The 23,433-nt window shown below is 70.3% G+C and carries 19 protein-coding genes; 7 read left to right on the top strand and 12 right to left on the bottom strand.

The window, feature by feature from the left end; all coding sequences use genetic code 11:
- Nucleotides 1–24: 24 nt before the first annotated feature.
- Genes gcl through sucC form a run of 5 tightly spaced genes read right to left on the bottom strand, consistent with a single transcriptional unit; the run spans nucleotide 25 to nucleotide 5,374 of the window.
- Complete coding sequence (gcl, locus tag ACTWQA_RS00820; protein ID WP_443157380.1) at nucleotides 25–1,746, bottom strand: glyoxylate carboligase; 1,722 nt, start codon at nucleotides 1,744–1,746, stop codon at nucleotides 25–27.
- Nucleotides 1,743–2,603, bottom strand: coding sequence for a 2-hydroxy-3-oxopropionate reductase (locus ACTWQA_RS00825; protein ID WP_443157381.1), 861 nt, complete (start codon nucleotides 2,601–2,603; stop codon nucleotides 1,743–1,745). The genes gcl and ACTWQA_RS00825 overlap by 4 nt, the downstream gene beginning before the upstream one ends.
- Nucleotides 2,600–3,364, bottom strand: coding sequence for a hydroxypyruvate isomerase family protein (locus tag ACTWQA_RS00830; RefSeq protein WP_443157382.1), 765 nt, complete (start codon nucleotides 3,362–3,364; stop codon nucleotides 2,600–2,602). Before ACTWQA_RS00830 ends, ACTWQA_RS00825 begins: the two co-directional genes overlap by 4 nt.
- Nucleotides 3,361–4,242 carry a succinate--CoA ligase subunit alpha gene (sucD, locus tag ACTWQA_RS00835; protein WP_443157383.1) on the bottom strand — a complete coding sequence of 294 codons (882 nt, stop codon included), beginning with the start codon at nucleotides 4,240–4,242 and terminating at the stop codon, nucleotides 3,361–3,363. The genes ACTWQA_RS00830 and sucD overlap by 4 nt, the downstream gene beginning before the upstream one ends.
- Nucleotide 4,243: 1 nt before the next feature.
- A complete protein-coding gene (gene sucC, locus ACTWQA_RS00840) occupies nucleotides 4,244–5,374 on the bottom strand; it encodes an ADP-forming succinate--CoA ligase subunit beta (protein WP_443157384.1) in 1,131 nt (376 codons plus the stop codon).
- Between the two features lie 88 nt (nucleotides 5,375–5,462).
- On the opposite strand from sucC, the gene ACTWQA_RS00845 reads away from it, so the two are divergent.
- The 3 genes from ACTWQA_RS00845 to ACTWQA_RS00855 all read left to right on the top strand — a co-directional run bounded on the left by ACTWQA_RS00845 (nucleotide 5,463) and on the right by ACTWQA_RS00855 (nucleotide 7,974).
- A complete protein-coding gene (locus ACTWQA_RS00845) occupies nucleotides 5,463–6,860 on the top strand; it encodes a hypothetical protein (RefSeq protein ID WP_443157385.1) in 1,398 nt (465 codons plus the stop codon).
- Nucleotides 6,861–6,963: 103 nt separating this feature from the next.
- Nucleotides 6,964–7,707 (top strand): GntR family transcriptional regulator, encoded by a 744-nt coding sequence (locus ACTWQA_RS00850; RefSeq protein ID WP_443157386.1) that lies wholly within the window; start codon nucleotides 6,964–6,966, stop codon nucleotides 7,705–7,707.
- 90 nt (nucleotides 7,708–7,797) lie between these two features.
- Nucleotides 7,798–7,974, top strand: a complete 177-nt coding sequence (locus tag ACTWQA_RS00855) for a hypothetical protein (protein ID WP_305920855.1) — start codon at nucleotides 7,798–7,800, stop codon at nucleotides 7,972–7,974.
- Between the two features lie 41 nt (nucleotides 7,975–8,015).
- Here the strand turns inward: ACTWQA_RS00855 and ACTWQA_RS00860 are convergent, their stop codons facing one another.
- From ACTWQA_RS00860 to ACTWQA_RS00890, 7 genes are all read right to left on the bottom strand, one after another.
- A complete protein-coding gene (locus ACTWQA_RS00860; RefSeq protein ID WP_443157387.1) occupies nucleotides 8,016–8,981 on the bottom strand; it encodes a TerC family protein in 966 nt (321 codons plus the stop codon).
- Nucleotides 8,978–9,466: a hypothetical protein gene (locus tag ACTWQA_RS00865; protein WP_443157388.1), complete on the bottom strand. Its 489-nt coding sequence runs from the start codon at nucleotides 9,464–9,466 to the stop codon at nucleotides 8,978–8,980. The genes ACTWQA_RS00860 and ACTWQA_RS00865 overlap by 4 nt, the downstream gene beginning before the upstream one ends.
- Entirely contained in the window at nucleotides 9,466–10,872 is a 1,407-nt protein-coding gene (locus ACTWQA_RS00870) for an Nramp family divalent metal transporter (protein ID WP_443157389.1), read from the bottom strand. Before ACTWQA_RS00870 ends, ACTWQA_RS00865 begins: the two co-directional genes overlap by 1 nt.
- 163 nt (nucleotides 10,873–11,035) lie before the next feature.
- On the bottom strand, nucleotides 11,036–13,153 hold the full coding sequence (locus ACTWQA_RS00875) for an acetate--CoA ligase family protein (protein WP_443157640.1): 2,118 nt from the start codon (nucleotides 13,151–13,153) through the stop codon (nucleotides 11,036–11,038).
- Nucleotides 13,154–13,225: 72 nt separating this feature from the next.
- Nucleotides 13,226–14,449, bottom strand: a complete 1,224-nt coding sequence (gene frc, locus ACTWQA_RS00880) for a formyl-CoA transferase (protein ID WP_443157390.1) — start codon at nucleotides 14,447–14,449, stop codon at nucleotides 13,226–13,228.
- Between the two features lie 14 nt (nucleotides 14,450–14,463).
- Complete coding sequence (locus ACTWQA_RS00885) at nucleotides 14,464–16,134, bottom strand: thiamine pyrophosphate-binding protein (protein ID WP_443157391.1); 1,671 nt, start codon at nucleotides 16,132–16,134, stop codon at nucleotides 14,464–14,466.
- 80 nt (nucleotides 16,135–16,214) lie between these two features.
- Nucleotides 16,215–17,687, bottom strand: a complete 1,473-nt coding sequence (locus tag ACTWQA_RS00890; RefSeq protein ID WP_443157641.1) for a molybdopterin-binding protein — start codon at nucleotides 17,685–17,687, stop codon at nucleotides 16,215–16,217.
- A 160-nt stretch (nucleotides 17,688–17,847) separates the two neighbouring features.
- Here ACTWQA_RS00890 and ACTWQA_RS00895 point away from each other — a divergent pair, with 160 nt between their 5' ends.
- The 4 genes from ACTWQA_RS00895 to ACTWQA_RS00910 are packed head-to-tail and all read left to right on the top strand — an operon-like array spanning nucleotide 17,848 to nucleotide 23,414.
- Nucleotides 17,848–18,825, top strand: coding sequence for a 2-dehydropantoate 2-reductase (locus tag ACTWQA_RS00895; RefSeq protein WP_327584316.1), 978 nt, complete (start codon nucleotides 17,848–17,850; stop codon nucleotides 18,823–18,825).
- 38 nt (nucleotides 18,826–18,863) lie between these two features.
- Nucleotides 18,864–20,765, top strand: a complete 1,902-nt coding sequence (locus ACTWQA_RS00900; RefSeq protein WP_443157392.1) for a molybdopterin oxidoreductase family protein — start codon at nucleotides 18,864–18,866, stop codon at nucleotides 20,763–20,765.
- A gap of 4 nt (nucleotides 20,766–20,769) precedes the next feature.
- Nucleotides 20,770–22,575, top strand: coding sequence for an NAD(P)H-dependent oxidoreductase subunit E (locus tag ACTWQA_RS00905; RefSeq protein ID WP_443157393.1), 1,806 nt, complete (start codon nucleotides 20,770–20,772; stop codon nucleotides 22,573–22,575).
- The gene (locus tag ACTWQA_RS00910) at nucleotides 22,572–23,414 is read left to right on the top strand and encodes a 2Fe-2S iron-sulfur cluster-binding protein (RefSeq protein WP_443157394.1); all 843 of its coding nucleotides are present in this window, start codon (nucleotides 22,572–22,574) and stop codon (nucleotides 23,412–23,414) included. Before ACTWQA_RS00905 ends, ACTWQA_RS00910 begins: the two co-directional genes overlap by 4 nt.
- The last annotated feature ends 19 nt before the right edge of the window (nucleotides 23,415–23,433 follow it).

Here is a 23,433-nt window from a genome sequence, read left to right on the forward strand (position 1 = left end):
CTCCAGAGTCGGAATCGGTCGGAATCAGTCGGACCAGTCGGCGGTCATGAGCTCGGGCAGCGGCTCGAACTCCTTGATGGCTTCCAGTGAGGGCCCCATGGCGGCGTTCGCCTCGCGCTCCACCATCACCTCGACGAGGACTGGCAGCCGCTCCCGCGCCGCCTCGGCCGAGGCCCAGGCCAGCGCGTCCCGCAGGTCCCCGGGCACCTCCACCCGGCGGGCCGGGCAGCCGAACGCCTCCATGGCCTTGACGTGGTCGATGCCGCCCTCGCCGTAGTGCAGGTCCACGGCGTAGTTCATGCCGTACGGGATCTCGGCCTGCCGGATCAGCCCCAGATACTCGTTGTTGATCATGACGATGACGAACGGGATGCGGTACTGGGCGGCCACCGCGATCTCCTCCATGAGGAACTGGAAGGAGTAGTCGCCCACCACGGCCACGACCTGCCGCTCCGGATGGGCGCACTTGACGCCCATGGCGGCCGGCACCTCCCAGCCCAGCGGCCCGGCCTGCCCGCACACGAGGTAGCGGCGCGGCAGATACGTCGTCTGGAACTGCCCCGACCAGATCTGGTAGAGCCCGATGGCGGTGACGAACGTGGTGTCCCGGTCGAAGAACTCGTTGATCTCCTTGAACACCCGAGGCGGCTTGATCGGCACGTCGTCGAAGTCGTCGCGGCGGCCCATCGTGCGGCGCAGGTCGGCGACCTTGCGCACCCAGGTGCCCGGCTCTCTGCGGGCGGTACGTCGGCGCGCCTGGTCCAGCAGCTCTGCCAGCACCGGCCGGGCGTGCCCGACGATCCCCAGGTCGGGCTCGAAGACCCGGCCGATCTGCGTGGGCTCGATGTCCACGTGGATGAACTTCCGGCCCCTGCGGTAGACGTCGAGGTCGCCGGTGTGCCGGTCCCCGAAGCGTGCCCCCACGGCCAGGACCAGGTCGCTCTCCAGGAACGCGGCGTTGCCCCACCGCGTCTGGGTCTGGATGCCGGCCATGCCGGCGAACAGCGGGTGGTCCTCGGGGAAGGCGCCCTTGCCCATGAGCGTCACCTGCACCGGCACCTGCAGGTGCTCGGCCAGCGCGCGCAGCTCCTCGCTCGCGTCGCCGATGATCACTCCGCCGCCGGCGAGGATGATCGGCCGCCTGGCCACCGACAACATGTCCACCGCCGCGCTCACCGCCCTGGGCAGCGGCCTGGGCTCCTCGACGGGCAGCGGCGCGTCCAGGTCCCGGTCGTACAGGCAGGTGCCGCGCTGCACGTCGATCGGCAGATCGATGAGCACGGGCCCTGGCCGCCCGGACCGCGCGATCCTGAACGCCTCCCTGAACACCCACGGCGCCTGGGCGGGCTCCTTGAGTTGCACCGCCCACTTGGTCACCGGCCGGGCGATCTCCACGATGTCGACCGCCTGGAACGCCTCCTGGTGCAGCTTGGAGGTCATGGCCTGGCCGGTGACGCAGATCATCGGGATCGAGTCGGCCAGGGCGGTGTAGAGACCGGTGATCATGTTGGTGCCGGCGGGGCCGGATGTGCCGATGCAGACGCCGACGTTGCCCGTCACCCTGGCCCAGCCGTCGGCGGCGTGGGTGCCGCCTTCCTCGTGGCGGACCGTGATGTGCCTGATCGAGCTGTGCTGGAGCGCGGCGTAGAGCGGCAGGATGGCCGCCCCGGGGATGCCGAAGACGGTGTCCACCCCCTCCGACTCCAGCACCGCCACCACGGCCTCCATACAAGGAATACGGTTCATCCGTTCAGCCTTTCGACGACCTTGAGCAGGGCGGAGTGGTCGAGCGAACCGTGGCCCTGCGCCCGGGCCGCGGCCACGAGCTGGGCGACCTGCCCGGTGAGCGGCAGGCTGACCCCGGCCTCGCGGGCGGCGGCGAGCGCGATGCCCATGTCCTTGTGGTGCAGGTCGATGCGGAAGCCCGGGGCGAACTCGCGCTTGACCATGGTGTGCCGCTTGAGCTCCAGGATCCGGGAGCCGGCCAGGCCGCCCGCGAGCACGTCGAGCCCGCCCGCCGGGTCCACGCCGGACGCCTCCAGGAGCACGATCGCCTCCGCCACCAGCGCGTAGATGCCGCCGACGACGAGCTGGTTGGCGGCCTTCACGGTCTGCCCGGCGCCGGCCGGGCCGACGTGCACCACGGTCGTGCCGAGCGTCGACAGGATCGGCCGGGCCGCCTCGGCGTCCTCCGCCGCGCCGCCGACCATGATCGAGAGCGTGCCGTCGATCGCGCCGTGCTCGCCGCCGCTGACCGGGGCGTCCAGCGCCCGTACGCCGACGGCGGCCGCCTGCCGGGCCACCCATCGGGAGGTCTCCGGCTTGATCGTGCTCATGTCGATGTAGAGGAGGTTGGGGCGGCCGTACTCGATCACCAGCGGCGCGACGTCCTCGACCTGCGGCGAGTCGGGCAGCATGGTGATCACGACGTCCGCGCCGCCGACCGCGTCGACCACACTCGACGCGCCCTTGCCGCCCAGGCCGGCGAGCTGATCGACGCGCTCGGTGCTCACGTCATAGCCGGTCACGGCATGTCCGGCTTTGAGGAGGTTGGCCGCCATCGGGCTGCCCATGATCCCCAAGCCGACGAACCCGATGTTCATCCCTGCCTCCAGTCGAACGCGCCCGGCCCCTCGTGCCGGTACTCCAGGCCGACGTGACCCCGATAGCCCGCGGCCTCCAGCCGCGCGAAGATCTCCCGGTACGGCATGCGCCCGCTCCCCGGCCGGCCCCTGCCGGGATCGTCGGCGATCTGCACGTGGCCGAACCGTGCGCAGTGCCGGTCGATGAGCGCGAGCACGTCCTCGCCCATCCGGTGCAGGTGGTAGAGGTCGGCCAGGAAGGCCACGTTCTCCCGGTCCACCTCGTCGATCAGCTCGAACGCCGCCTGTGACGACGTGATCGGATATTTCGGGTTCTCGTGGGAGTTGAGGGCCTCGACCACCACGGTCGCGCCGATGCCGGCGGCCGCGTCGGCCGCCCTGCGCAGGTTGGCCACGGCGAGGTCCCTGTCGACGCCGGGGCCGTTGCCGTACAGGGCGTTGAGCACCCCGCAGCCCAGCTCGCCGGCCAGCCGCACGGCGGCGTCGATGCCGGCCTGGAACCGGGCCGAGCCGTCCGGCCTGGCCAGCAGGCCGCGCTCGCCCGCGGCCATGTCGCCGGCGTCGAAGTTCAGCCCGACCAGCCGCACCCCGGCGTGCTCGATGGCCTGCCGCAGCGCGGCCAGCTCGGCGCCGGTCGGGTCCGGGCCGTCGAACGGCCACCACAGCTCGACGGCGTCGAACCCGTTCTTGGCCGCCGCGGCCGGGCGTTCCAGCAGCGGTAGATCGGTGAACAGAATGGACAGGTTGACATCGAACCTCACGAGACACCCGCCAGGGCCGAGCGCATGAGCCGGGCCGTCTCGGACGGGGTCCGGCCGACCCGCACCCCGACCGCCTCCAGGGCCTCCTTCTTGGCCTGGGCGGTGCCGGACGAGCCGGACACGATCGCGCCGGCGTGCCCCATGGTCTTGCCCTCCGGCGCGGTGAAGCCGGCGACGTAGGCCACCACGGGCTTGGTGACGTGCTCGGCGATGTAGGCCGCGGCCCGTTCCTCGGCGTCGCCGCCGATCTCACCGATCATCACGATGGCGTCGGTGCCGGGGTCGTCCTGGAACGCCCGCAGACAGTCGATATGGGTGGTCCCCACGACGGGGTCGCCGCCGATGCCGACGGCAGTGGAGAAGCCGAGGTCGCGCAGCTCGTACATGAGCTGATAGGTGAGCGTGCCGGACTTGGAGACCAGGCCGATGCGGCCGGCCGAGGTGATGTCGGCGGGGATGATCCCGGCCGAGGACTGCCCGGGGCTGATCAGTCCGGGGCAGTTGGGCCCGATGATCCGGGTACGGCCGTTCGCCAGCGCGCGGAACCGTACCGCGTCGTGGACCGGGACGCCTTCGGTGATCACCACGCAGAGCGGGACGCCCGCCGCCACCGCCTCCTCCACGGCGCCGCCGGTGAAGCGCGGCGGCACGAAGACCACCGACACGTCAGCCCCGGTCTCGGCCATGGCCTCGGCCACGGAGCCGAACACCGGCACCGTACGCTCGCCGAAGTCCACCGACCGCCCGCCCTTGCCCGGGGTCACCCCGGCCACAACGTCGGTGCCGGCGGCCAGCATGCGGGCCGTGTGCCTGGTGCCCTCCGCGCCCGTCATGCCCTGCACGAGCACCCGGCTGTCCCTGGTCAGAAAGATCGCCATCTCACGCACCTGCCGCGAGTCTGGCCGCCATCTCGGCGGCGCCGTCCATGGTGGAGACCTGGCGGACGGCCGGGTGCCGGGCCTCGCTGAGGATGCGCCGCCCCACCTCGGCGTTGTTGCCGTCCAGCCGTACGACGATGGGCCTGGCCCGGCCGCGCTCGCCGAGGAGCTCGAGCGCGGTCACGATGCCGTTGGCGACGGCGTCGCAGGCCGTGATGCCGCCGAAGACGTTGACCAGCACCGACCGCACGTCCGGGTCGGCCAGGATGATCTCCAGCCCGTCGGCCATGACCTGGGCGGACGCGCCGCCGCCGATGTCCAGGAAGTTCGCGGGCGCGGCGCCGGCCCCGGCCACCACGTCCAGCGTGCTCATGACCAGGCCCGCGCCGTTGCCGATGACACCGACCCGGCCGTCCAGCTTGACGTAGTTCAACCCCTTGGCCCTGGCCCGGTCCTCCAAACTGTCCGTACGTTCGGCGTACTGCCAGGCGTGCCGGAAGTACGCGTTGTCGTCGAGGGTCACCTTGCCGTCAAGGGCCACGACGCGCTGGTCGGTCGTGCAGATCAGCGGGTTGACCTCGACCAGCAGCGCGTCCTCCGCGACCAGCACGTGCCACAGCTTCTCCAGCACGCCGGCGGCCTGCTCGGGGAGGCCCGCCTTGGCCGCCAGCAGCCGCGCGGTGTCCGCGTCCACCCCTGTCACCGAGTCGATCGGCAGTTTCACAATGGCGTCGGGGTCGGTGGCCGCCAGTTCCTCGATCTCCATGCCGCCCTGGCCGGACACCATGGCCAGGAAGCCACCTTCGGCGCGGTCCACCAGGAAGGCCGCGTAATACTCCTCGAACGGCACGGTCGCCGCCTCGACCAGCACGCGGCGGGCTACGTGGCCCTTGATGTCCATCCCGAGCACGCGGGCCGCCTCCTGCTCGGCCGAGACCGGCCCCGCCGCCGGTCTGATCCCGCCTGCTTTGCCCCGTCCACCGGTCTTCACCTGGGCTTTGATGACAACGGGCGCGTTCAGCTCGGCCGCGATCTCGCGGGCCTCGGCCGGGGTGGCCGCTACTTTGCCTGCCGGGACCGGGATCCCGTGACGCCCGAAGAGCTCCTTCGCCTGGTACTCGTACAGGTCCATTCGAGCCTCCTTTGTCTACGGTATACCGTATGGAATATTCTCCGTCTAGGTCTCGACAGGGCCCGGTCTTCTGGATATTCCATACAGTATGGAGAATGCAATCAAGGACTGGCGCGGGCGCGCGTACGTCCCCGGCCCCGTCCCCGCCGACCGCACCCGCATGTTCTGGCTGGCCTGGGCCGCCATGGCGGCCATCAGCCCGCTCCAGTACGGCTACGCCGCCCTCCTCGCCCAGCAGGCCGCCGGGCTGACCCTGCTGGCGGTCTGGATCGCCTGCCAGGCCGCGGGCGCGCTGCCCGCGCTTCACCTGGTACGGCACGGCCGCCTCAGCGTGCGCGCCGCGCTGTTCGGCGGCGCCGCGCTCAGCGGACTCGGGCTGTTCGCGGCCGCGCTGACCACCCCGGGGCTCATCGCCGGGAGCGCCGGCCCGGTCGCCTTCGTGGGCTATGCGCTGCTCGGCGGGCTGGGCGCGGGCCTCGTCTACGGGGTGTGCGGCGAGGTGGTCTCCTCCTGGTATCCGGAGCGGCCCGCCGCCCGGGTCGGGCTCATCACCGGCGCGTTCGGGTACGGCGCCGTACCCCTGCTTGTGTGGGCGGGGATCGCCCCGGGCGCGACGTCCGCCGCCTTTCTGCTCGCCGCGGTCGTCGCGGTGGCCGTCATCGGTGCGGCGGCTCGGCACCTGCGGCTGCCTCCGGCGCTGTGGTGGCCCGAGGACGTGGACCCGCGCACGCACGCGCTGGACGCCGCCCGGCTGCGCGTCACCCCCGATGCCGCCAGGCAGTTCCTGCTGCCGCAGGCGTTGCGCACGCGGACGTTGCCGGCGCTCGCGCTCATCCTGACGTGCGCGGGGGCGGTGTCGGTGTTCGACGTGATCGTGGTGGCGAGCACAGGATCATGGGCCGCCGTGGCTCTGCTGGTGGCGCTCAACGGCGCGAGCCGGTCGCTGGCCATGCGCTGCTCCGAGCTGCTCGGCCGCCGGCGAGTGCTCACTGGCGTCCTCGCCGCGCTCGCGGCGGGCCAGGTGCTGATCGCGCTCGCCGTGCAGGACGTCGCGGCGGCGGGCGCAGGCGCGCTGGGCGCATCCGCAACGGCGGGCACGGGTGCGCTGGGCGCATCCGCAGCGGCGGGCACAGGCGCGGCCGGAATCTCCGCGGCGGCGAGTGCAGGCGCGTTGGGGGCGTCTGCGGCGGCGGCCAGCCCGCTGCTGTGGCTGGGCGTCATCGCCGCCGGGGTGGGCGGCGGGGCGTTCTACCCGCTCCTCGCCAGCCTGGTGCGCGAGTTCTTCGGCGTCGAGCGGGCCGGCGACATCCAGGCCGTCGTCTACAGCGCCAAAGCCTTGGCCGGGGTCGGCGCCGTCGCCCTCGCCCTGGTGGCGCTCACCACGCCCGCGACCGCCCTCCTCGTCGCCGCGACGTTGGCCGCGCTGCCGGCCCTGGCCACGCCGCGCCTGCGCATCCCGGGCCTGCCGGCCACAATCCCCGTGTGACAAGGCCTTGTGACGAGGTTCACCAGCCGGGTTCATCCAGCGAACGGTATGCTGTAGGCAGTCGACGAAAAACCGTTAACACGCAGCCCCTGGAGACGTGACCATGTTGCTGTCGGATCAGGCCGGTCAGACGGCGGCCACCAAGATTCAGCGTCCCGCCACGCTCCGGGAGAGCGTCATCGAGGCCATCCAGGAGCTCATCGTCTCCGGCCAGCTCAAGCCCGGCCAGCACCTGGTCGAGAGCGAGCTGGCCGATCTCCTCGGCGTGTCCAGGCAGCCGGTTCGCGAGGCCCTGCAGCAGCTCAGCGGCGAGGGCTGGGTCGACCTGCACCCCGGCCAGGGCGCGTTCGTGCACGTACCCACGGTAGAGGAAGCCGACCAGTTGCTCGCCGTACGCGCGCTGCTGGAGACCGAGTCCGCCAGGCTCGCCGCGAAACACGCCGGCGAGGACGGCGTCAAGCGGCTGCGCACCCTGTGCGCGCGCGGCATCGCCGCGGTGCAGACCGACGACATCGACGGCGCCGTGGCCATCAACTCGGAGCTGCACGCCCTGGTGACCGCGCTGTCCGGCAACAAGGTGCTCGCCGAGCTGGCCAGCCAGGTGGCCAGGCGGGTGCGGTGGTACCACACGCCGGTGGCCCGCCAGCGGGGCATGGCCTCGTGGGAAGAGCACACGGCGCTGATCGACGCCATCGAGGCCGGCGACGAGCGCCGCGCCGCGAAGATCATGCGCGAGCACACCGAGCACACCCGCGTCTCCTACATGGAGCAGCGGGAGAACGAGCCCGTCCAGCCCGCCCCGAAGCCGGTGCGCCGCCGCCGTCCGCGCGCCCAGCAGGCGGGATGAGGACGGGTTGACCTGACGTTCACAGTAAAAGACATGCTCCGAAACACCTCGGACAGAGGATGGAGCAGCACGGATGGGAGGTGCATGACCATGAAGGCGTTCATCCGCTTTCTCCTTGGTGATCCCCCGGGCCAATCAGCAGATGGCCGGGCGATCGGCATCGGCCTGAGCGCAGCGCTCAGAAAGCACTACTCGGCCGACGACGCAGAGCGTTACCTGCGGCAGTGGGCCGCCGAGCACGACGTACGCAAGACCCCGAGGCGCTGAGCCGCGGCAGGGGCCGCCAGAGCACCCCCACCGCGGCATGGTCAGCGATCTACGGAAACCGGCTCCTTCCTGGCGTCGGGGGCCGACTTGATCAGGCTCAGCACCGTGGTGACGGCGAGAGTCCCGACGATGACGCCGAGAGACACCAGGATCGGAATCTCCGGCGCCCACGACACGCCGTCGTGGTGCAGGGCCTCCAGGATGAGCTTCACCCCGATGAAGGCCAGCACCACCGACAACCCCTTGCTCAGGTAGACGAGCTGGTCCAGCAGGCCGCCGATGAGGAAGAAGAGTTGCCGCAGCCCCATGAGGGCGAAGGCGTTGGCCGTGAACACCAGGTAGGGCTCCTTGGTGAGGCCGAAGATGGCCGGGATGGAGTCGAGCGCGAACAGCAGGTCCGTGGTCCCGATGGCGACCATCACGATCAGCATCGGGGTCACCATCCTGCGCCCGTGGTGCACGGTGAGCCGGGCGCCGTGATAGGTGTCCGTCGTCGGGAGCACCCGCCGCACCGTACGCAGGGCGATGTTCTCGGAGAACTCCGCCTCCTCGTCCTCGTGCCCGATCAGCTTCCACGCGGTGTAGACCAGGAAGGCGCCGAACACGTAGAACAGCCAGTCGAACCGGGCGACCGCCTCCGCCCCTGCCGCGATGAACCCGCCCCGCATGGCCAGCGCCAGGATGATGCCGATGAGCAGCACCTTCTGGCGATACTGCCGGGGCACGCGGAACCGGCTCATGATCAGCAGGAAGACGAAGAGGTTGTCCATGCTGAGCGAGTACTCGGTGATCCAGCCGGCGAAGAACTCCCCGCCGTGCGCGGGACCTGAGAGCACCAGCAGGCCGGCGCCGAAGGCCACGGCCAGGCCGACGTAGAACGACACCCAGCCCACGCACTCCTTGAAGGACGGCTCGCGCGGGTTGCGCGCCACCAGCCAGAAGTCGAGCGCGAGGATGAGACCGAATCCGCCGATCGTGGCCAGCCAGACCCAGACGGGCAGGTTCAACGCTTTGCTCCCTTCCTCGCGCGCACGGCCTGTGCGTACTGGAGGTAGATGGCGAGCAGCGCCTCAGCGCGCGGGTTGGCGCCCGCGCGGCGCAGCAGCCAGTACGGCATGAGCCGTTCGTGGATCCAGACGAAGCCGATGGCGAAGCCGAGCGCCACCATCGCCTGGTAGGCGAGGAAGCCGAACACGCCGTCGGCCATGCCGACCCCGGCGACGCTCTCCTGGAGCAGCCGGGACAGCGGGAAGGCCGCCATCCAATAGAGGCCCGCGGGCCCGAAGGTCCCCGGCCGGAACACGCCGTGGCCGAGCAGCATGCCGTACATCCCGCCGAACACGGCGAGCGGTACGGCCAGCGCCAGCGCCGACAGCGCGGCCATACCGGTGGGCAGCCCTGCGAACAGGGTCAGCCCACCGGCCATGGCACCGGCGACGGCTCCGATGGACGCCCCTGGCAGGGCGAGCTCGATGCTGTGCCGTCCCTCCATCAGCCCACGACCACGCCGAAGGCGAACAGGCTGTAGAACAGCATCCCGAGGTAGAACACCGCACCGAAGCCGATGATCGCGTTGGACCACCACTTCGGCCTGATCGGTTTGGGCAGCATGCGGTTGTTCACCAGGAGCAACGTCACGCAGTACGCGCCCATCGCGAACGTCGACAGGAACGCCAGCGTGTCCAGGATCCCGCTCGGCCCGTCAGCCGGCCCGAACAGCAGGATCAGGATGCCGAATATGATCACGCCCCAGAGGAAGCCCGCGTACAAGTGCGACATCCGCAGCTTCTTCGCCCCTGGCACGAAGTTGTAGGTCATGTCGGCCTGGCCCCGCGAGAAGGAGTCGAAGAGCCCCAGCGTCGCGTTCAAGCCGATCAGCGCGATGAACCCGAGGAAGATCGTGCCGAGCACGGAGCTGCCGGCCGAGGAGACGGCGTTGGCCATGGCGGAGAGCGCCACCTCCCGGTCGTCGCCCCGGATGACGTCGCGCACGCCCGGGTCGATCCGCACCGCCGACTGGGCGATCACCGTGAAGGAGATCGTGACCAGCATGGTGATGCCCCAGAACAGCAGCAGCGCGTCGAACGTGACCCAGCGCCGCCAGCCCTTCCACTTGGCCATCTCCGCCGGGTCCTCGGTGTCGAACATGAAGCCGCGCGCGGGCATGGCCTCTTGCTCGCCCGCGTGCCGCAGCCCGCGCACCTTGGGCATGTGCGCGCCCATGCCGGCCCCGGAGTCACGCAGGTGCAGCGTGTACCACATCTGCTGCATGCCCGAAGGACCGGCGAACGCGCACGCCCCCACGATCACCGGGAACCAGGCCGCCGACATGGCCTCGGGAGGCAGGTAGCCGATGGCGAACATGCCGGTGATCGTGGTGGCCACGTCGCCCCAGGAGCCGACCATGGCCGCCACCACGGCCGTGCCGAGCACGAGTGCGCCGATGAGCAGCGACAACACGTTCTCCAGCACGTTGTAGATCACCTTGGCCAGGCTGAAGACCACGCCGACCAGGACGAGTCCGATGACCGCGGTCACCACCCAGGGAATCCCGGTTATCTCCTCGAAGGCCGCCGCACCTGCCGACAGGTGCCCTGGCCAGATGTAGACGGCTATCGCGACGACGAAGAAGAACCACATCAGCGGCTTGAACACCCGGGCCGCGCCGGAGAAGATGCTCTCCCCCGTGGCCATGGCGTAGCGCGCCATCTCCAGCATGACCACGGCCTGGAGGGTGACGCCGATCAGGAACAACCATCTGATCTCGGGCCCGAACAGCAGCACCAGGCGGGGCCACATGTACGACTCGCCCATGCCCACACCCAGCGCGACGAGGAAGACCGTCGGCCCGAGAATGTGCACCGAGGGTGGTGCGTCCGGGAGCTTTCTGATGGGCATCGGCTCAAGCCGGCCCGCTTTCCATACTCGTTGATCCTCAACCGGCGGCGTGGCAGTCGCCGGTGGTGTGTTTGATGTGTCCACCTACGGACCTCCTGGGGGGTTGTTGCTTCCTCGTGCGCCCCGAATAGCCCCCTCATTGCCAGATCAGCTGCGCCTGGCTCTAGCGCAGCAGTCCGGCAGCCCTGGCCCAGCGGTACTTGGCACCGAGGACCGCAACGGGCTTCTCCGTCGTGTACGGGTACGCGACCACGCCATGCTCGAACAGGTACTCGCAGGCCTCCTCAACCTCGGTGTCGCCGGCCAGTGACGCCACGACCGGCTTGACGTTGCCCTTCTCCCGCTCCTCCTTCACCACCCGGGCGATCAGCTCGGCGAACACCATCGGCGGCGTCACGATCGTGTGCCAGTAGCCCAGGACCAGCGCGTGGATGCGCTCGTCGGTCAGGCCCAGGCGGACCGTGTTCGCGTACGTCGAGGGCGGTTCGCCGCCGGTGATGTCGATGGGGTTGCCGGCCGCGCCGAACGGCGGGATGTAGGCGCGGAATGCGGCGTCCAGGTCGGGCGGGATGTCCATGAGCGTCAGCCCGGCGTCCACGATGGCGTCGGACAGCAGCACGCCCGAGCCGCCCGCCCCGGTGATGATGACGACGTTCTCGCCCTTGGGCGCCGGCAGGATGGGCAGCGCGCGAGCGTACTCCAGCATGTCGTTGAGCCCGGGCGCGCGCACCACACCGGCCTGGCGCAGGATGTCGTCGTACACCTTGTCGTCGCCCGCCAGCGCGCCCGTGTGGGATCCGGCCGCCCGCGCGCCCATCGCGGTGCGTCCGGCCTTGAGCACGATGACCGGCTTCTCCTTGACCACCCGGCGGGCGGCATCGACGAAGCCGCGCCCGTCCTTGAGGTCCTCCAGGTGCATGGCGACGGCCTTGGTGTTGTCGTCCTGCTCGAAAAACGTCAGCAGGTCGTCCTCGTCCACGTCGGCCTTGTTGCCGACGCCGACGATGGCCGAGACACCCATCTTGGTGGTGCGGCTGAAGCCCAGGATGGCCATGCCGATGCCGCCGCTCTGCGAGGTCAGCGCCACGCTGCCCCGGACGTCGTACGGGGTGCAGAACGTCGCGCAGAGGTTCTCCGGCGTGTAGTAGTAGCCGTAGATGTTCGGGCCGAGCATGCGCACGCCGTGCCGTTTGGCGATCTCCACGATCTCCTTCTGGCCCTCGACGTTCCCCGTCTCGGCGAACCCGGACGGGATCATGACCGCGCCGGCCACGCCCTTCTTCCCCACCTCCTCCAGTGCCGCCGCCACGAACTTCGCCGGGATCGCGAACACGGCCACGTCCACGTCTCCCGGCACGTCGGAGACGCTCTTGTACGCGGGCAACCCCATGATCTCGTCGGCCTTGGGGTTGATCGGGAAGATCTGCCCCTTGTAGCCGCCGTTGATGAGGTTGCGCATGACCGAGTTGCCGATCTTGCCGGTCTCGGCCGAGGCGCCGATCACGGCGACCGAGCGCGGCTTGAAGATCCGCGTCATCTGCCGGAGGATCTCGTCGCGGGACAGCCTTTCGACGTCCTTCGGCTTCTCACCGATGAGGATGCGCACGTCGGCGGCGACCGCGCCGTTCGCGTCGGCGAAGACCGGGTTGAGGTCCACCTCGATGATCTCGGGGAAGTCGGACACGAGCTTGCCGACGCGCTCGATGAGCGCCCCCAGCGCCTCCCGGTTCGCGGGCTCGGCACCACGGGCACCACGCAGCACTTCGGCCGCTCTGATGTCGTCCAACATCCCAAGGGCATCATCACCCGAAAGCGGGGCAAGTCTAAAGGTCACGTCCTTAAGTACTTCAACCAGGACACCGCCCAGGCCGAAGGCGACCACCTTGCCGAAGGTCGGGTCGGTGACGGCGCCGACGATGACCTCGTGACCGCCGCCGACCAGCTGCTGCACCTGGATGCCGTCGATTTTCGCGTCGGGGTTGTAGGCGCGGGCGTTGACCAGGATCGTGTCGTAACCCTGCCGTACCTCCTCCGCGGTCTTCAGCCCGACGAGCACGCCGCCGGCGTCCGTCTTGTGCAGGATGTCGGGCGAGACGATCTTCAGGACGACCGGAAGCCCGATCTTCTCGGCGATCTCCACCGCCTCGGCCGCCGACGTGGCCAGCCCCTCACCCGGGGTGGTGATGCCGTAGGCCTCGCAGATCTGCCGCCCCTCCGGAGCGGTCAGAGCCGTCCGGCCCTCGGCGAATGCCTTGTCCAGTACTTCCCGGACTGTGTCTATGGTCGCGCTCCCTACGGGCCCTCCCTGGTTACGCAAGCTGCCGCTGTCGGACCCTGCTCGCCGCTCCTCCACTTAAACGACTCCGTTCGTCTTGAGCTCCGCGAGCTCCTCGGCGCTCACGCCGAGCTCGCCGTAGATCTCCAGGTTGTGCTCGCCGAGCAGGGGCGGGGTGCGGACGTCGACCGGCGAGTCCGACAGCTGCAGCGGGCTGCCGACCGTCACGAACTCGCCGCGCTCGGGGTGCTCGACCCTGACGACGATGCCCTCGTCACGTAGCGATTCGTCCTCCACCAGCTCCTTGGTCGACAGGATCGGCCCGCACGGGATGTTCTCGGCGTTGAGCCGGTCCAGGACCGTCCACTTGTCGTGGCGGATGGTCCACTCCTCGATGAGCTGGAACATCTTGTCCAGCTTCGAAAGCCGCGCCTCCGGCGTCGCCCACTCGGGGTCGTCGGCCAGCTCGGGACGGCCGATGATGTTCGAGATCGGCTTCCAGCCGACCGGCTGGACGATCACGTAGATGTAGTCGTTCGGGCCGCCGGGCGCGCACCGCACCGCCCAGCCCGGCTGGCCGCCGCCGCTGGCGTTGCCGGAGCGGGGCACCTCGTCGCTGAAGGTCTTGTTCGGGTATTCACGCAGCGGGCCATGCGCGAGGCGCTGCTGGTCGCGGAGCTTCACACGGCACAGGTTCAGCACGGCGTGCTGCATGGCCACCTGCACCCGCTGGCCGCGGCCGGTCTGCTCACGCTGGTAGAGGGCGGCCAGGATGCCGGCGACCGCGTGGATGCCGGTGCCCGAGTCGCCGATCTGGGCGCCGGTGGCCAGCGGCGGGCCCTCCTCGAAGCCGGTGGTGCTCATCGAGCCGCCCATGGCCTGCGCGATCACCTCGTACGCCTTGAACTTGGCGTACCGGCCCTGGCCGAAGCCCTTGATCGAGGCGTAGATGAGGCGGGGGTTGAGCTCCTGCAGGCGCTCCCAGGAGAAGCCCATGCGGTCCACCGCGCCCGGGCCGAAGTTCTCCACCAGGATGTCGGCCGTCTGCACCAGCTCGGTGAAGATCTGCTTGCCGCGCTCGCTCTTCATGTTGAGCGTGATGCTGCGCTTGTTGCAGTTGAGCATCGTGAAGTAGAGGCTGTCGACGTCGGGCACGTCACGCAGCTGCTGCCGGGTGATGTCACCGGTCGGGGCCTCCAGCTTGACCACGTCCGCGCCGAGCCAGGCGAGGAGCTGGGTGGCGGACGGGCCGGACTGGACGTGGGTCATGTCGAGGACGCGGACACCTTCGAGTGCCTTCATGTCGAGATTCCCCCTTACTTGTACATCGTCTGGTTCATGGTTCCGGGGGCGTAAACCTCTGGGTCGACCCAGACGTTGATGAGCGAGGGCTTGCCCGACTCCCTGGCCCGCTCGAGCGCGGGGCGGATTTCGGCCGGGTCGCGCACCTCCTCGCCGTAGCCGCCGAGGAGCTTGGCGAAGTCGCCGTAGCGGATGTCGCCGAGCGTGTTGCCGACGCGGGCACGGTCCTCGCCGTACTTGGCGGCCTGGCCGTACCTGATCTGGTTCATGGACGAGTTGTTGCCGATGACGCCGATGAACGGCAGGTCGAAGCGGACCATGGTCTCGAAGTCCCAGCCGGTCAGGCTGAAGGCGCCGTCGCCGAACAGGCACAGCACCTCCTTGTCGCGCCGCGCCTGCTTGGCGGCCATCGCGAAGGCCATGCCGACGCCGAGCGTGCCGAGCGGGCCCGGGTCCATCCAGTGGCCGGGCGACTTGGGCTGGACCACCTGGCCCGAGAAGGTGACGATGTCGCCGCCGTCACCGATGTAGATGGTGTCCTCGGTGAGGAACTCGTTGATCTCGTGCACGAGCCGGTACGGGTCGATCGGCTGGGCACCGGACAGCTGGCGGGGCAGCCGCTTCTCATACGCCTGTGTCTCGACGGCACGCAGCTCGTCCATCCACGCCTTGCGCTTGGCGGTGATGTCGCCGATGCGGCCGCTGGCGGCCTGGGCGGCCGCAGCGAGGATGAGGCCGGCGTCGCCGACGATCCCCAGGTCGATGTCGCGGTTCTTGCCGACGGTGCGGTAGTCGAGGTCGATCTGCACGACCGTCGCGGTCGGCGAGAGCCGCTTGCCGTAGCCCATCCTGAAGTCGAACGGGGTGCCGACGATGATGATCAGGTCCGCCTCGGTGAAGGCGTACCGGCGGCTGAGCTGGAAGTGGTGCGGGTCTCCCGGCGGGAGCGTGCCGCGGCCTGAGCCGTTCATGTACGCGGGCACGTTGAGGGCCCGGACGAAGTCGATCGCGGCGTCGGTCGCCCGGCACGTCCACACCTGGCTCCCGAGCAGGATGCACGGCTTCTCGGCGTGCGCGAGGAGGTCGGCGAGCCGCTCGATCGCCTCGGGGTCGCCCTGCTGCCGGGTGGAGGCCCGGTAGTGCCCCGCCTTGGGGATGCGCGCCTTCTCCACGGGGACCTTCGCGTCGAGCACGTCGCGCGGGATCTCCAGGAAGGAGGGGCCGGGCGCGCCGTGGTAGCACTCGCGGAAGGCCATCGACACGATGTCGGCCACCCGTTCCGTGCTGGGCACCGTGGCGGCGAACTTGGTGATCGGGGTCATCATGTCCACGTGCGGGAGGTCCTGGAGTGAGCCCATCTTGTGCTGGCTCAGCGCGCCCTGGCCGCCGATGAGCAACATCGGGCTCTCCGCTCGGAAAGCGTTGGCCACGCCCGTCACCGCGTCGGTCGTGCCGGGTCCGGCGGTGACGACCGCGCAGCCGGGTTTGCCGGTGATGCGGGCGTACCCGTCGGCGGCGTGCGCGGCCACCTGCTCATGGCGTACGTCGATGACCTCGATGCCCTCATCGACGCAGCCGTCGTAGATATCGATGATGTGGCCGCCACAGAGCGTGTAGATCACGTCCACGCCCTCGGCTTTGAGTGCCTTGGCTACGAGATGACCGCCAGAGATCGTTTCCGACATTGTGCCACCTTTCCGGCGTCTGTCTTCCGCATACTGCATACCGTATGAAGGCAATAGTTACTCCGCCTGAATCGGCCTGTCTAGACCCCGGGGGGCAACTCGATCAGCTCCACCTGCTCGCCGGCCCATCCCGGAGGGACCACGGCCAGGGCCTCCGCCAGCGCCGCTCCCCAGAGAGATCCCGGCCGGTCATGCCCCACGGGCACGGCTCCCCGGCCGGTCCTCCTGACCGGCACGAGGCGGGTGTCGCGGGGATGTGCCCGCACGTGACCGGCCAGCGCACTCCTCTCCCCGCCCGCCGGCCTCCCGGCCCCGGGCGACTGCTCGCTCATCGCTCCGAGCAAGGCGCTCGTCTCGCCGGCCGCCACCCGCCCGGCCAGCGTCCGCAGGACGGGAGCGAGCAAGGTGAGGGATGCGGCGAGTGCCGCGAACGGGTTCCCCGGCAACCCGACGACCAGCCGGCCCCCGGGCAGCCGGGCGAGCAACTGCGGGTGCCCTGGCCGCACCGCGACACCGTCGACGAGAACGTCGGCGTCGAGGTCGCCGAGCACGGCCCGCAGATGATCGGCGGGTCCTTTGGACGACGCGCCGCACACGACGATCACGTCAGCCGCCGCCCCGCCGGCGCCATCGCGCCACGCCGCGCTGCCCCAGCGCGCGTCGGACGGCTCGGCGCCGGCAGAGGGGATGGGTGGGCCGGCGTCGCCGGACGCAGGGGCGTCACCGGACGCAGGGGCGCCACCGGACGCAGGGGCGCCACCGGGCTGGTGAGTGCCGGAGGGCGGGTGGGTGGCATTGAGGTGCGCGGCGAGCGCGGCATGAAGCGGCGCGGCGCCGTCGGGCAGCCGGACCGTGCCCGCGACCCGCCCCCCGGCCCACTCCACCAGCCCCGGCAGGAACGGCCCGATCGCGTCACGCACCCGGCCCGGCCCCGGCAGCCCGTGCTGCACGACCTCGTCGCCCGTGACCAGCACCATCACCCTCGGCTTCGGCCGTACCAGCAGCTCGTCGTGGCCCAGGGCGGCGGCCAGCCCGAGCGCGGCCGGCGTCACCACCGCGCCCGCCCCCAGCACCACGGCGCCCTCGGCGATGTCCTCGCCGCGCCGCCGGATGTGGCGGCCCGGCTCGGCGGGGCCGTCCACCCACACCGGCGGCGCCTCACCGCGCCCAAACCCTGGCTCGTCGCGCATCCGGGGCACTCCTGTGAGCCCCAGTGGCACATCGGGCGGCATCATGTCCGCCTGCTCGTAGGGCAGGACCGCCTCGCCCCCCGCAGGCGCCGGGGCGCCGGTGGCGATCTCCACCGCCTCCCCCGCCCGCAACCTGCCCTCGTAGAACGCGCCTCCGGCCAGGACGCGACCGACCACCCGCCACGGACCTCCGCCCGCCACCGCGTAGCCGTCCATCGCCGCCACATCCACGCCCGGCACCGCCACCAGCGCCCTCAAGGGCCCGGCCAACCGGCACCCGAGCGCTTCTGACAACGGCACCGACAACGGGCCGAGCGGGCGGGCCGCGCCCGCCGCCACGACCCGCGCGGCGTCCCATGACATTGCTTCCACCACTGGTCCATGCCGCACAACGGTCACCGGCACACTCCTTGACCCGCGTTTTTCCATACTGTATACCGAATGCACGATGGCCCGCGTCCAGCGGATCATCGCAGGTAGCGGATTCCGCACCTACAACCCGACGCGAGAACGGAGCGCGAGCATGAAGGTCGCTGTTCTTGGCGCCGGCGCCATCGGCGCATACGTAGGGGCCGCCCTCCACAGGGCGGGAGTCGAGGTGCACCTCATCGCAAGAGGCGAGCACCTGCAGGCGATACGCAGCACCGGTGTGCGGGTGCTCACCCCCAGGGGCGATTTCACCGCCCATCCCCATGCCACCGACGACCCCACCCAGGTCGGGCCGGTGGACCACGTCTTCCTGGGCCTCAAGGCGAACAGCTACGCCTCCGCCGGCCCCATGATCCAGCCACTCCTGCACGAGACCACGAGCATCATCGCCGCGCAGAACGGCATCCCGTGGTGGTACTTCCACGGGCTCAAGGGCCCCTACGAGGGCTACCGTATCGAGAGCGTCGACCCGGGCGGCGCGGTGACGGCCGCGCTCCCGCTGCACCGGGCCATCGGCTGCGTCGTGTACGCCGCCACCGAGATCGAACGTCCAGGCGTGATCCGCCACCTCGAAGGCACCCGCTTCTCCATCGGCGAGCCGAGCGGCGAGCTCACCGAGCGGTGCCTGTCCTTCAGCCGGGCCGCGATCGAGGGCGGCCTGAAGTGCCCGGTCGAGCGCGATCTGCGCCGCGACGTGTGGATCAAACTCATGGGCAACATCGCCTTCAACCCGATCAGCGCGCTGGCCAGGGCGACGATGGCCGGCATCTGCCGCCACGACGGCGCCAGGGAGCTGGTCGTGGCCATGATGCGCGAGACGGTGGACGTGGCCAACAGGGTCGGCTGCGATCCGGGGATCTCCATCGAGCGCCGGCTGCGGGGCGCGGAGAAGGCGGGCGAACACAAGACGTCCACACTCCAGGACCTGGAGAAGGGCAAACCACTGGAGCTCGACGTGCTGCTCGCGGCGGTGGTCGAGCTCGCCGACCTGACCGGCGCAGAGGTTCCGACACTGCGGGCGATCCACGCGGTGAGTGACCTGCTCAACGAGAACCTTGTCCGTGCGGTCTAGTCCCGAATACCGTAGCCTGTATACAGAATGGAGGGATCATGAGCTATGACCGCCTGACCCATCCACTGGTGCGCGAGAACGGCGTGCTGCGCCAAGCGACATGGGAAGAGGCGCTGGAGAGAGCGGCCGAGGGCTTTCGCCGCAACATCGCCAAGCATGGGCCCGACACCTTCGCGATGTTGTCCTGCGCCCGCTCCACCAATGAGATGAACTACATCGGGCAGAAATTCACCCGCGTGGTGATCGGCACCAACAACGTGGACTCTTGCAACCGCACCTGCCACGCCCCGAGTGTGGCGGGGCTGTCGGCGGTGTTCGGCAGCGGCGGTGGCACCTCCTCCTACCAGGAGGTCGAGGACACCGACGTCATAGTGATGTGGGGCTCGGCGGCCCGCAACGCCCACCCCATCTTCTTCCAGCACGTGCTGAAGGGCATCCACAACGGCGCCAGGATGTTCGCCGTCGACCCGCGCCGCACCGGCACCGCCCAGTGGGCGGACCTCTGGCTGGGGCTCAACGTGGGCACCGACATCCCGCTGGCCCACGCGGTGGCCAGGGAGATCATCCACGCCGGGCTGCACAACAAGGCGTTCATCGAGCGGGCCACGATCGGGTTCGAGGAGTTCAAGGAGTCCGTCGAGCCGTGGACGCTCAGCGCCGCCGAGCAGGTCACGGGCGTGCCGGCGGAGGCGATCAGGGAGCTGGCGCACGCATACGCCCGCGCCGACCGCGCCCAGCTGTGCTGGACGCTCGGCATCACCGAGCACCACAACGCGACGGACAACGTCCGGGCGCTGATCAACCTGGCCCTGCTGACCGGCCACGTCGGCCGCTACGGCTCGGGCCTGTCGCCGCTGCGCGGCCAGAACAACGTGCAGGGCGGCGGCGACATGGGCGCCATCCCCAACCGGCTGCCCGGCTTCCAGGACATCCTCGACCCGGCCATCAGGACCCGCTTCGAGGGCGCCTGGGGGCGGGAGATCCAGCCCCGCTACGGCCTCAACCTCACCCAGATGCTGGAGGCCATGGCCGAGGGCGAGGTGACCACCTGCTACATGATCGGCGAGAATCCGGTGCAGTCCGAGGCCGACTCCCTGTCCTGCATCAAGCGCCTGTCCATGCTCGACCACCTGGTCGTGCAGGACATCTTCCTCACCAAGACCGCCCAGATGGCCGACGTCGTGCTGCCGGCCAGCGCCGCCTGGTGCGAGGCGGACGGCACGTTCACCAACAGCGAGCGGCGCGTCCAGCGGGTGCGCAAGGCCCTTGACCCGCCGGGCGAGGCCCGCGACGACATCTGGATCATGTGCGAGATCGCCCGCAGGCTGGGCCACGACTGGCACTACGACGGCGCCGAAGAGGTCTGGAACGAGCTGCGCGCGATGTCACCGCAGCACAAGGGCATGACGTACGAGCGGCTGGCGGAGCTGCAGGGCATCCAGTGGCCGTGCCCGTCGGAGGACGCGCTGGAGCCGCCGTACCTGCACGGGCGGCTGTGGGAGAACGACCCGGTCAGTCGGGGCATGCCCGCGCCGTTCGGGATCCTGCGGCACTCGCCGCCGGTGGACCTGCTGGACGAGGAGTATCCGCTGCGGCTGACCACCGGCCGCCGGCTCGACTCCTACAACACCGGAGTGCAGTCATCGGGGTTCGCCTCTCCCCTGCGCAGGGGAGAGACGATCGAGCTGTGCCCGGAGGACGCCGAGCGGTTCGGTGTGGTCGCGGGCGAGGAGGTGCGGATCACCTCGCGGCGCGGCTCTGTGGTCGCTCCCGTCTACATCGATCCCGCGTTGCGGCCCGGGCTGGTGTTCATGACCATGCACTTCCCCGACGAGGTGGACACCAACGCGCTGACCATCGAGGCCACCTGCCCGATCGCGGGCACCGCCGAGTTCAAGGCGGCGGCCGTACGTGTCGAGAAGCTCGTCAAGGCCGGGTGATCGGATGGACATCAGATTCCGCGGTGCCGAACCCTCCGAGGAGGAGCGGGCAGCGGTCGACGCCCTGCTCGGGCCGCCCTCCACGGCCTGGGATGGCGGCTCGAGGAGCGAGGCGGACCTGCGCGCCGCCGCCCGCGCCGAGTCCCAGCGCGACCTGCTGCTGCCGGCGCTGCACGCGGTGAACGACCGGGTGGGGTGGATCAGCGAGGGCGCGCTCGACTACATCTGCCGGCGGCTCACCGTGCCACCGGCGGAGGCGTACGGGGTGGCGACGTTCTACTCGTTGTTCTCCATGAAGCCGCGGCCCAAGCGGGTGCTGCACGTCTGCACCGACCTGGCCTGCCAGGCGAAGGGCGCGCAGGACGTGCGCCGGCGGGTGGAGGAGCGGCTCGGCCCGGCGGGGACGGACTGGCACGAGAGCCCCTGCCTGGGCCTGTGCGAGCGGGCCCCGGCCGCGCTCGCCCTGGAAGCCGGGCAGCCGCACCGGGCCGAGGTGTACGCCCCGGCCACTCCCGACACGATCACCACCGTGACCGAGGTAGCGCCGAGCTCCAACGGGCACGCGCCGAGCGTCAACGTCGCCGGCGAGACCCCGGTGAAGGACGCGGTGCCGCAGGCCGGCAACCCCGATCTGGTCCTGCTGCGGCGGGCCGGCGTCGTGGATCCGGCCAGCCTGGACGACTACCGGGCGAGCGGCGGCTACACCGCACTGCGCAGGGCCTTCGAGCTGGGCCCCGCCGGGGTGATCCGCGAGGTGCTGGAGTCCGGCCTGGTCGGGCGGGGCGGCGCGGCCTTCCCGACCGGCCGCAAGTGGGACGCCACCGCCCGCCAGCCCGACCACCCGCACTACCTGGTGTGCAACGCCGACGAGAGCGAGCCGGGCACCTTCAAGGACCGGGTCGTCATGGAGGGCGACCCGTACGCGCTGGTGGAGGCGATGACGATCGCCGCCTACGCCACCGGCTGCGCCAAGGGCTACCTCTACATCAGGGGCGAATATCCGCGGGCGACCGCGCGTCTCCAGCACGCGATCGCGACCGCCCGCGCCCGGGGCCTGCTCGGCGACGACATCCTCGGCAAGGGGCTGTCCTTCGACATCGAGCTGCGCAGGGGCGCGGGCGCGTACATCTGCGGCGAAGAGACCGCGATCTTCAACTCGATCGAGGGGCAGCGGGGCGAGCCGCGCAGCAAACCGCCGTTCCCGGTGGAGAAGGGCCTGTTCGGCAAGCCGACCGTGGTCAACAACGTCGAGACGCTGGTCAACGTGCTGCCGATCCTGGAGCGCGGAGCGCAGGCGTACGCGGCGGCCGAGCCCAAGCTCTTCTGCGTCTCGGGCGCGGTGGAGCGGCCCGGCGTGTACGAGCTTCCCTTCGGCGCCACCCTGCGGGAGTTGCTGGAGTTGTCCGGGACTACCGGCACGACCAGGGCGGTGCTGCTGGGCGGCGCGGCCGGGGCGTTCGTCACGGACCTGGACATCCCGCTCACCTTCGAGGGCACCAGGAACGCGGGCGCGACCCTCGGCTCCGGCGTGGTGCTCGTCATCGACGACACCGTGGACATGAAACGGCTGCTGTTGCGCATCGCGGAGTTCTTCCGCGACGAGTCGTGCGGCCAGTGCGTTCCCTGCCGGGTCGGCACCGTACGCCAGGAGGAGGCCCTGCACCGCCTCTCCCGCCGCATGGACCACGACGACCTCGTGCTGCTGCGCGAAGTCGGCCAGACCATGCGCGACGCCTCGATCTGCGGCCTCGGGCAGACCGCCTGGAACGCCGTCGAATCCGCCATCGACCGCCTGGGAGTGTTCAGATGATCCCGCTCCAGCCGCCCCGGCGGCTCATCGACGTCGAGATCGACGGCGAGGACGTCCGGGTGCCGGAGGGCTCGACCATCCTCGACGCCTGCCACGCGGCGGGCAAGGACGTGCCGACCCTCTGCTACGGCGACACGCTCACCCCGAAGAACGCCTGCCGGGTCTGCGTCGTGGAGGTGGAGGGCGCCAGGACGCTGGCTCCCTCCTGCTCCAGGAAGGCCGAGCAGGGCATGAAGGTCGGCACGGACACCGAGCGGGCCAGGCAGAGCCGCAAGGTCGTGCTGGAGCTGCTCGGCTCCTCGGTGGACCTGTCGACCACTCCGCGGGCGGCCGAGTGGGCCGAGGAGTACGGCGCCGACCCCGCCAGGTTCGGCGACGACGCGGCCACCGTCGAGCAGCCCGCCAAGGTGGACAACGACCTCTACGTCCGCGACTACAACAAGTGCATCCTGTGCTACAAGTGCGTGGACGCCTGCGGCGACCAGTGGCAAAACTCCTTCGCCATCGCCGTCGCGGGCCGGGGCTTCGACGCGACGATCTCCACGGAGTTCGACGCCCCGCTCACCGACTCGGCCTGCGTCTACTGCGGCAACTGTGTGGAGGTCTGCCCGACCGGGGCGTTGTCGTTCAAGACCGAGTTCGACATGCGGGCCGAGGGCACCTGGGACGAGTCCCGGCAGACCGAGACCACGACGATCTGCAGCTACTGCGGTGTGGGTTGCAACCTGACCCTGCACGTGCAGGACAACAAGATCGTCAAGGTGACGTCACCGCACGACAACCCGGTCACGAAGGGCAACCTGTGCGTCAAGGGCCGCTTCGGGTACGGCTATGTCTGAGGGGTCCGAGGTGAGCGCC

The organism is Nonomuraea sp. 10N515B (assembly GCF_052245915.1).
Taxonomy (GTDB): domain Bacteria; phylum Actinomycetota; class Actinomycetes; order Streptosporangiales; family Streptosporangiaceae; genus Nonomuraea.

What these genes read in the sequence shown, in the direction of transcription:
- gcl (WP_443157380.1), bottom strand. Translation starts at nt 1,746, where the DNA reads ATGAACCGTATTCCTTGTATGGAGGCCGTGGTGGCGGTGCTGGAGTCG.
- ACTWQA_RS00825 (WP_443157381.1), bottom strand. Translation starts at nt 2,603, where the DNA reads ATGAACATCGGGTTCGTCGGCTTGGGGATCATGGGCAGCCCGATGGCG.
- sucD (WP_443157383.1), bottom strand. Translation starts at nt 4,242, where the DNA reads ATGGCGATCTTTCTGACCAGGGACAGCCGGGTGCTCGTGCAGGGCATG.
- sucC (WP_443157384.1), bottom strand. Translation starts at nt 5,374, where the DNA reads ATGGACCTGTACGAGTACCAGGCGAAGGAGCTCTTCGGGCGTCACGGG.
- ACTWQA_RS00845 (WP_443157385.1), top strand. Translation starts at nt 5,463, where the DNA reads ATGGAGAATGCAATCAAGGACTGGCGCGGGCGCGCGTACGTCCCCGGC.
- ACTWQA_RS00850 (WP_443157386.1), top strand. Translation starts at nt 6,964, where the DNA reads ATGTTGCTGTCGGATCAGGCCGGTCAGACGGCGGCCACCAAGATTCAG.
- ACTWQA_RS00855 (WP_305920855.1), top strand. Translation starts at nt 7,798, where the DNA reads ATGAAGGCGTTCATCCGCTTTCTCCTTGGTGATCCCCCGGGCCAATCA.
- ACTWQA_RS00865 (WP_443157388.1), bottom strand. Translation starts at nt 9,466, where the DNA reads ATGGAGGGACGGCACAGCATCGAGCTCGCCCTGCCAGGGGCGTCCATC.
- ACTWQA_RS00870 (WP_443157389.1), bottom strand. Translation starts at nt 10,872, where the DNA reads ATGCCCATCAGAAAGCTCCCGGACGCACCACCCTCGGTGCACATTCTC.
- frc (WP_443157390.1), bottom strand. Translation starts at nt 14,449, where the DNA reads ATGAAGGCACTCGAAGGTGTCCGCGTCCTCGACATGACCCACGTCCAG.
- ACTWQA_RS00885 (WP_443157391.1), bottom strand. Translation starts at nt 16,134, where the DNA reads ATGTCGGAAACGATCTCTGGCGGTCATCTCGTAGCCAAGGCACTCAAA.
- ACTWQA_RS00890 (WP_443157641.1), bottom strand. Translation starts at nt 17,687, where the DNA reads ATGTCATGGGACGCCGCGCGGGTCGTGGCGGCGGGCGCGGCCCGCCCG.
- ACTWQA_RS00895 (WP_327584316.1), top strand. Translation starts at nt 17,848, where the DNA reads ATGAAGGTCGCTGTTCTTGGCGCCGGCGCCATCGGCGCATACGTAGGG.
- ACTWQA_RS00900 (WP_443157392.1), top strand. Translation starts at nt 18,864, where the DNA reads ATGAGCTATGACCGCCTGACCCATCCACTGGTGCGCGAGAACGGCGTG.
- ACTWQA_RS00905 (WP_443157393.1), top strand. Translation starts at nt 20,770, where the DNA reads ATGGACATCAGATTCCGCGGTGCCGAACCCTCCGAGGAGGAGCGGGCA.
- ACTWQA_RS00910 (WP_443157394.1), top strand. Translation starts at nt 22,572, where the DNA reads ATGATCCCGCTCCAGCCGCCCCGGCGGCTCATCGACGTCGAGATCGAC.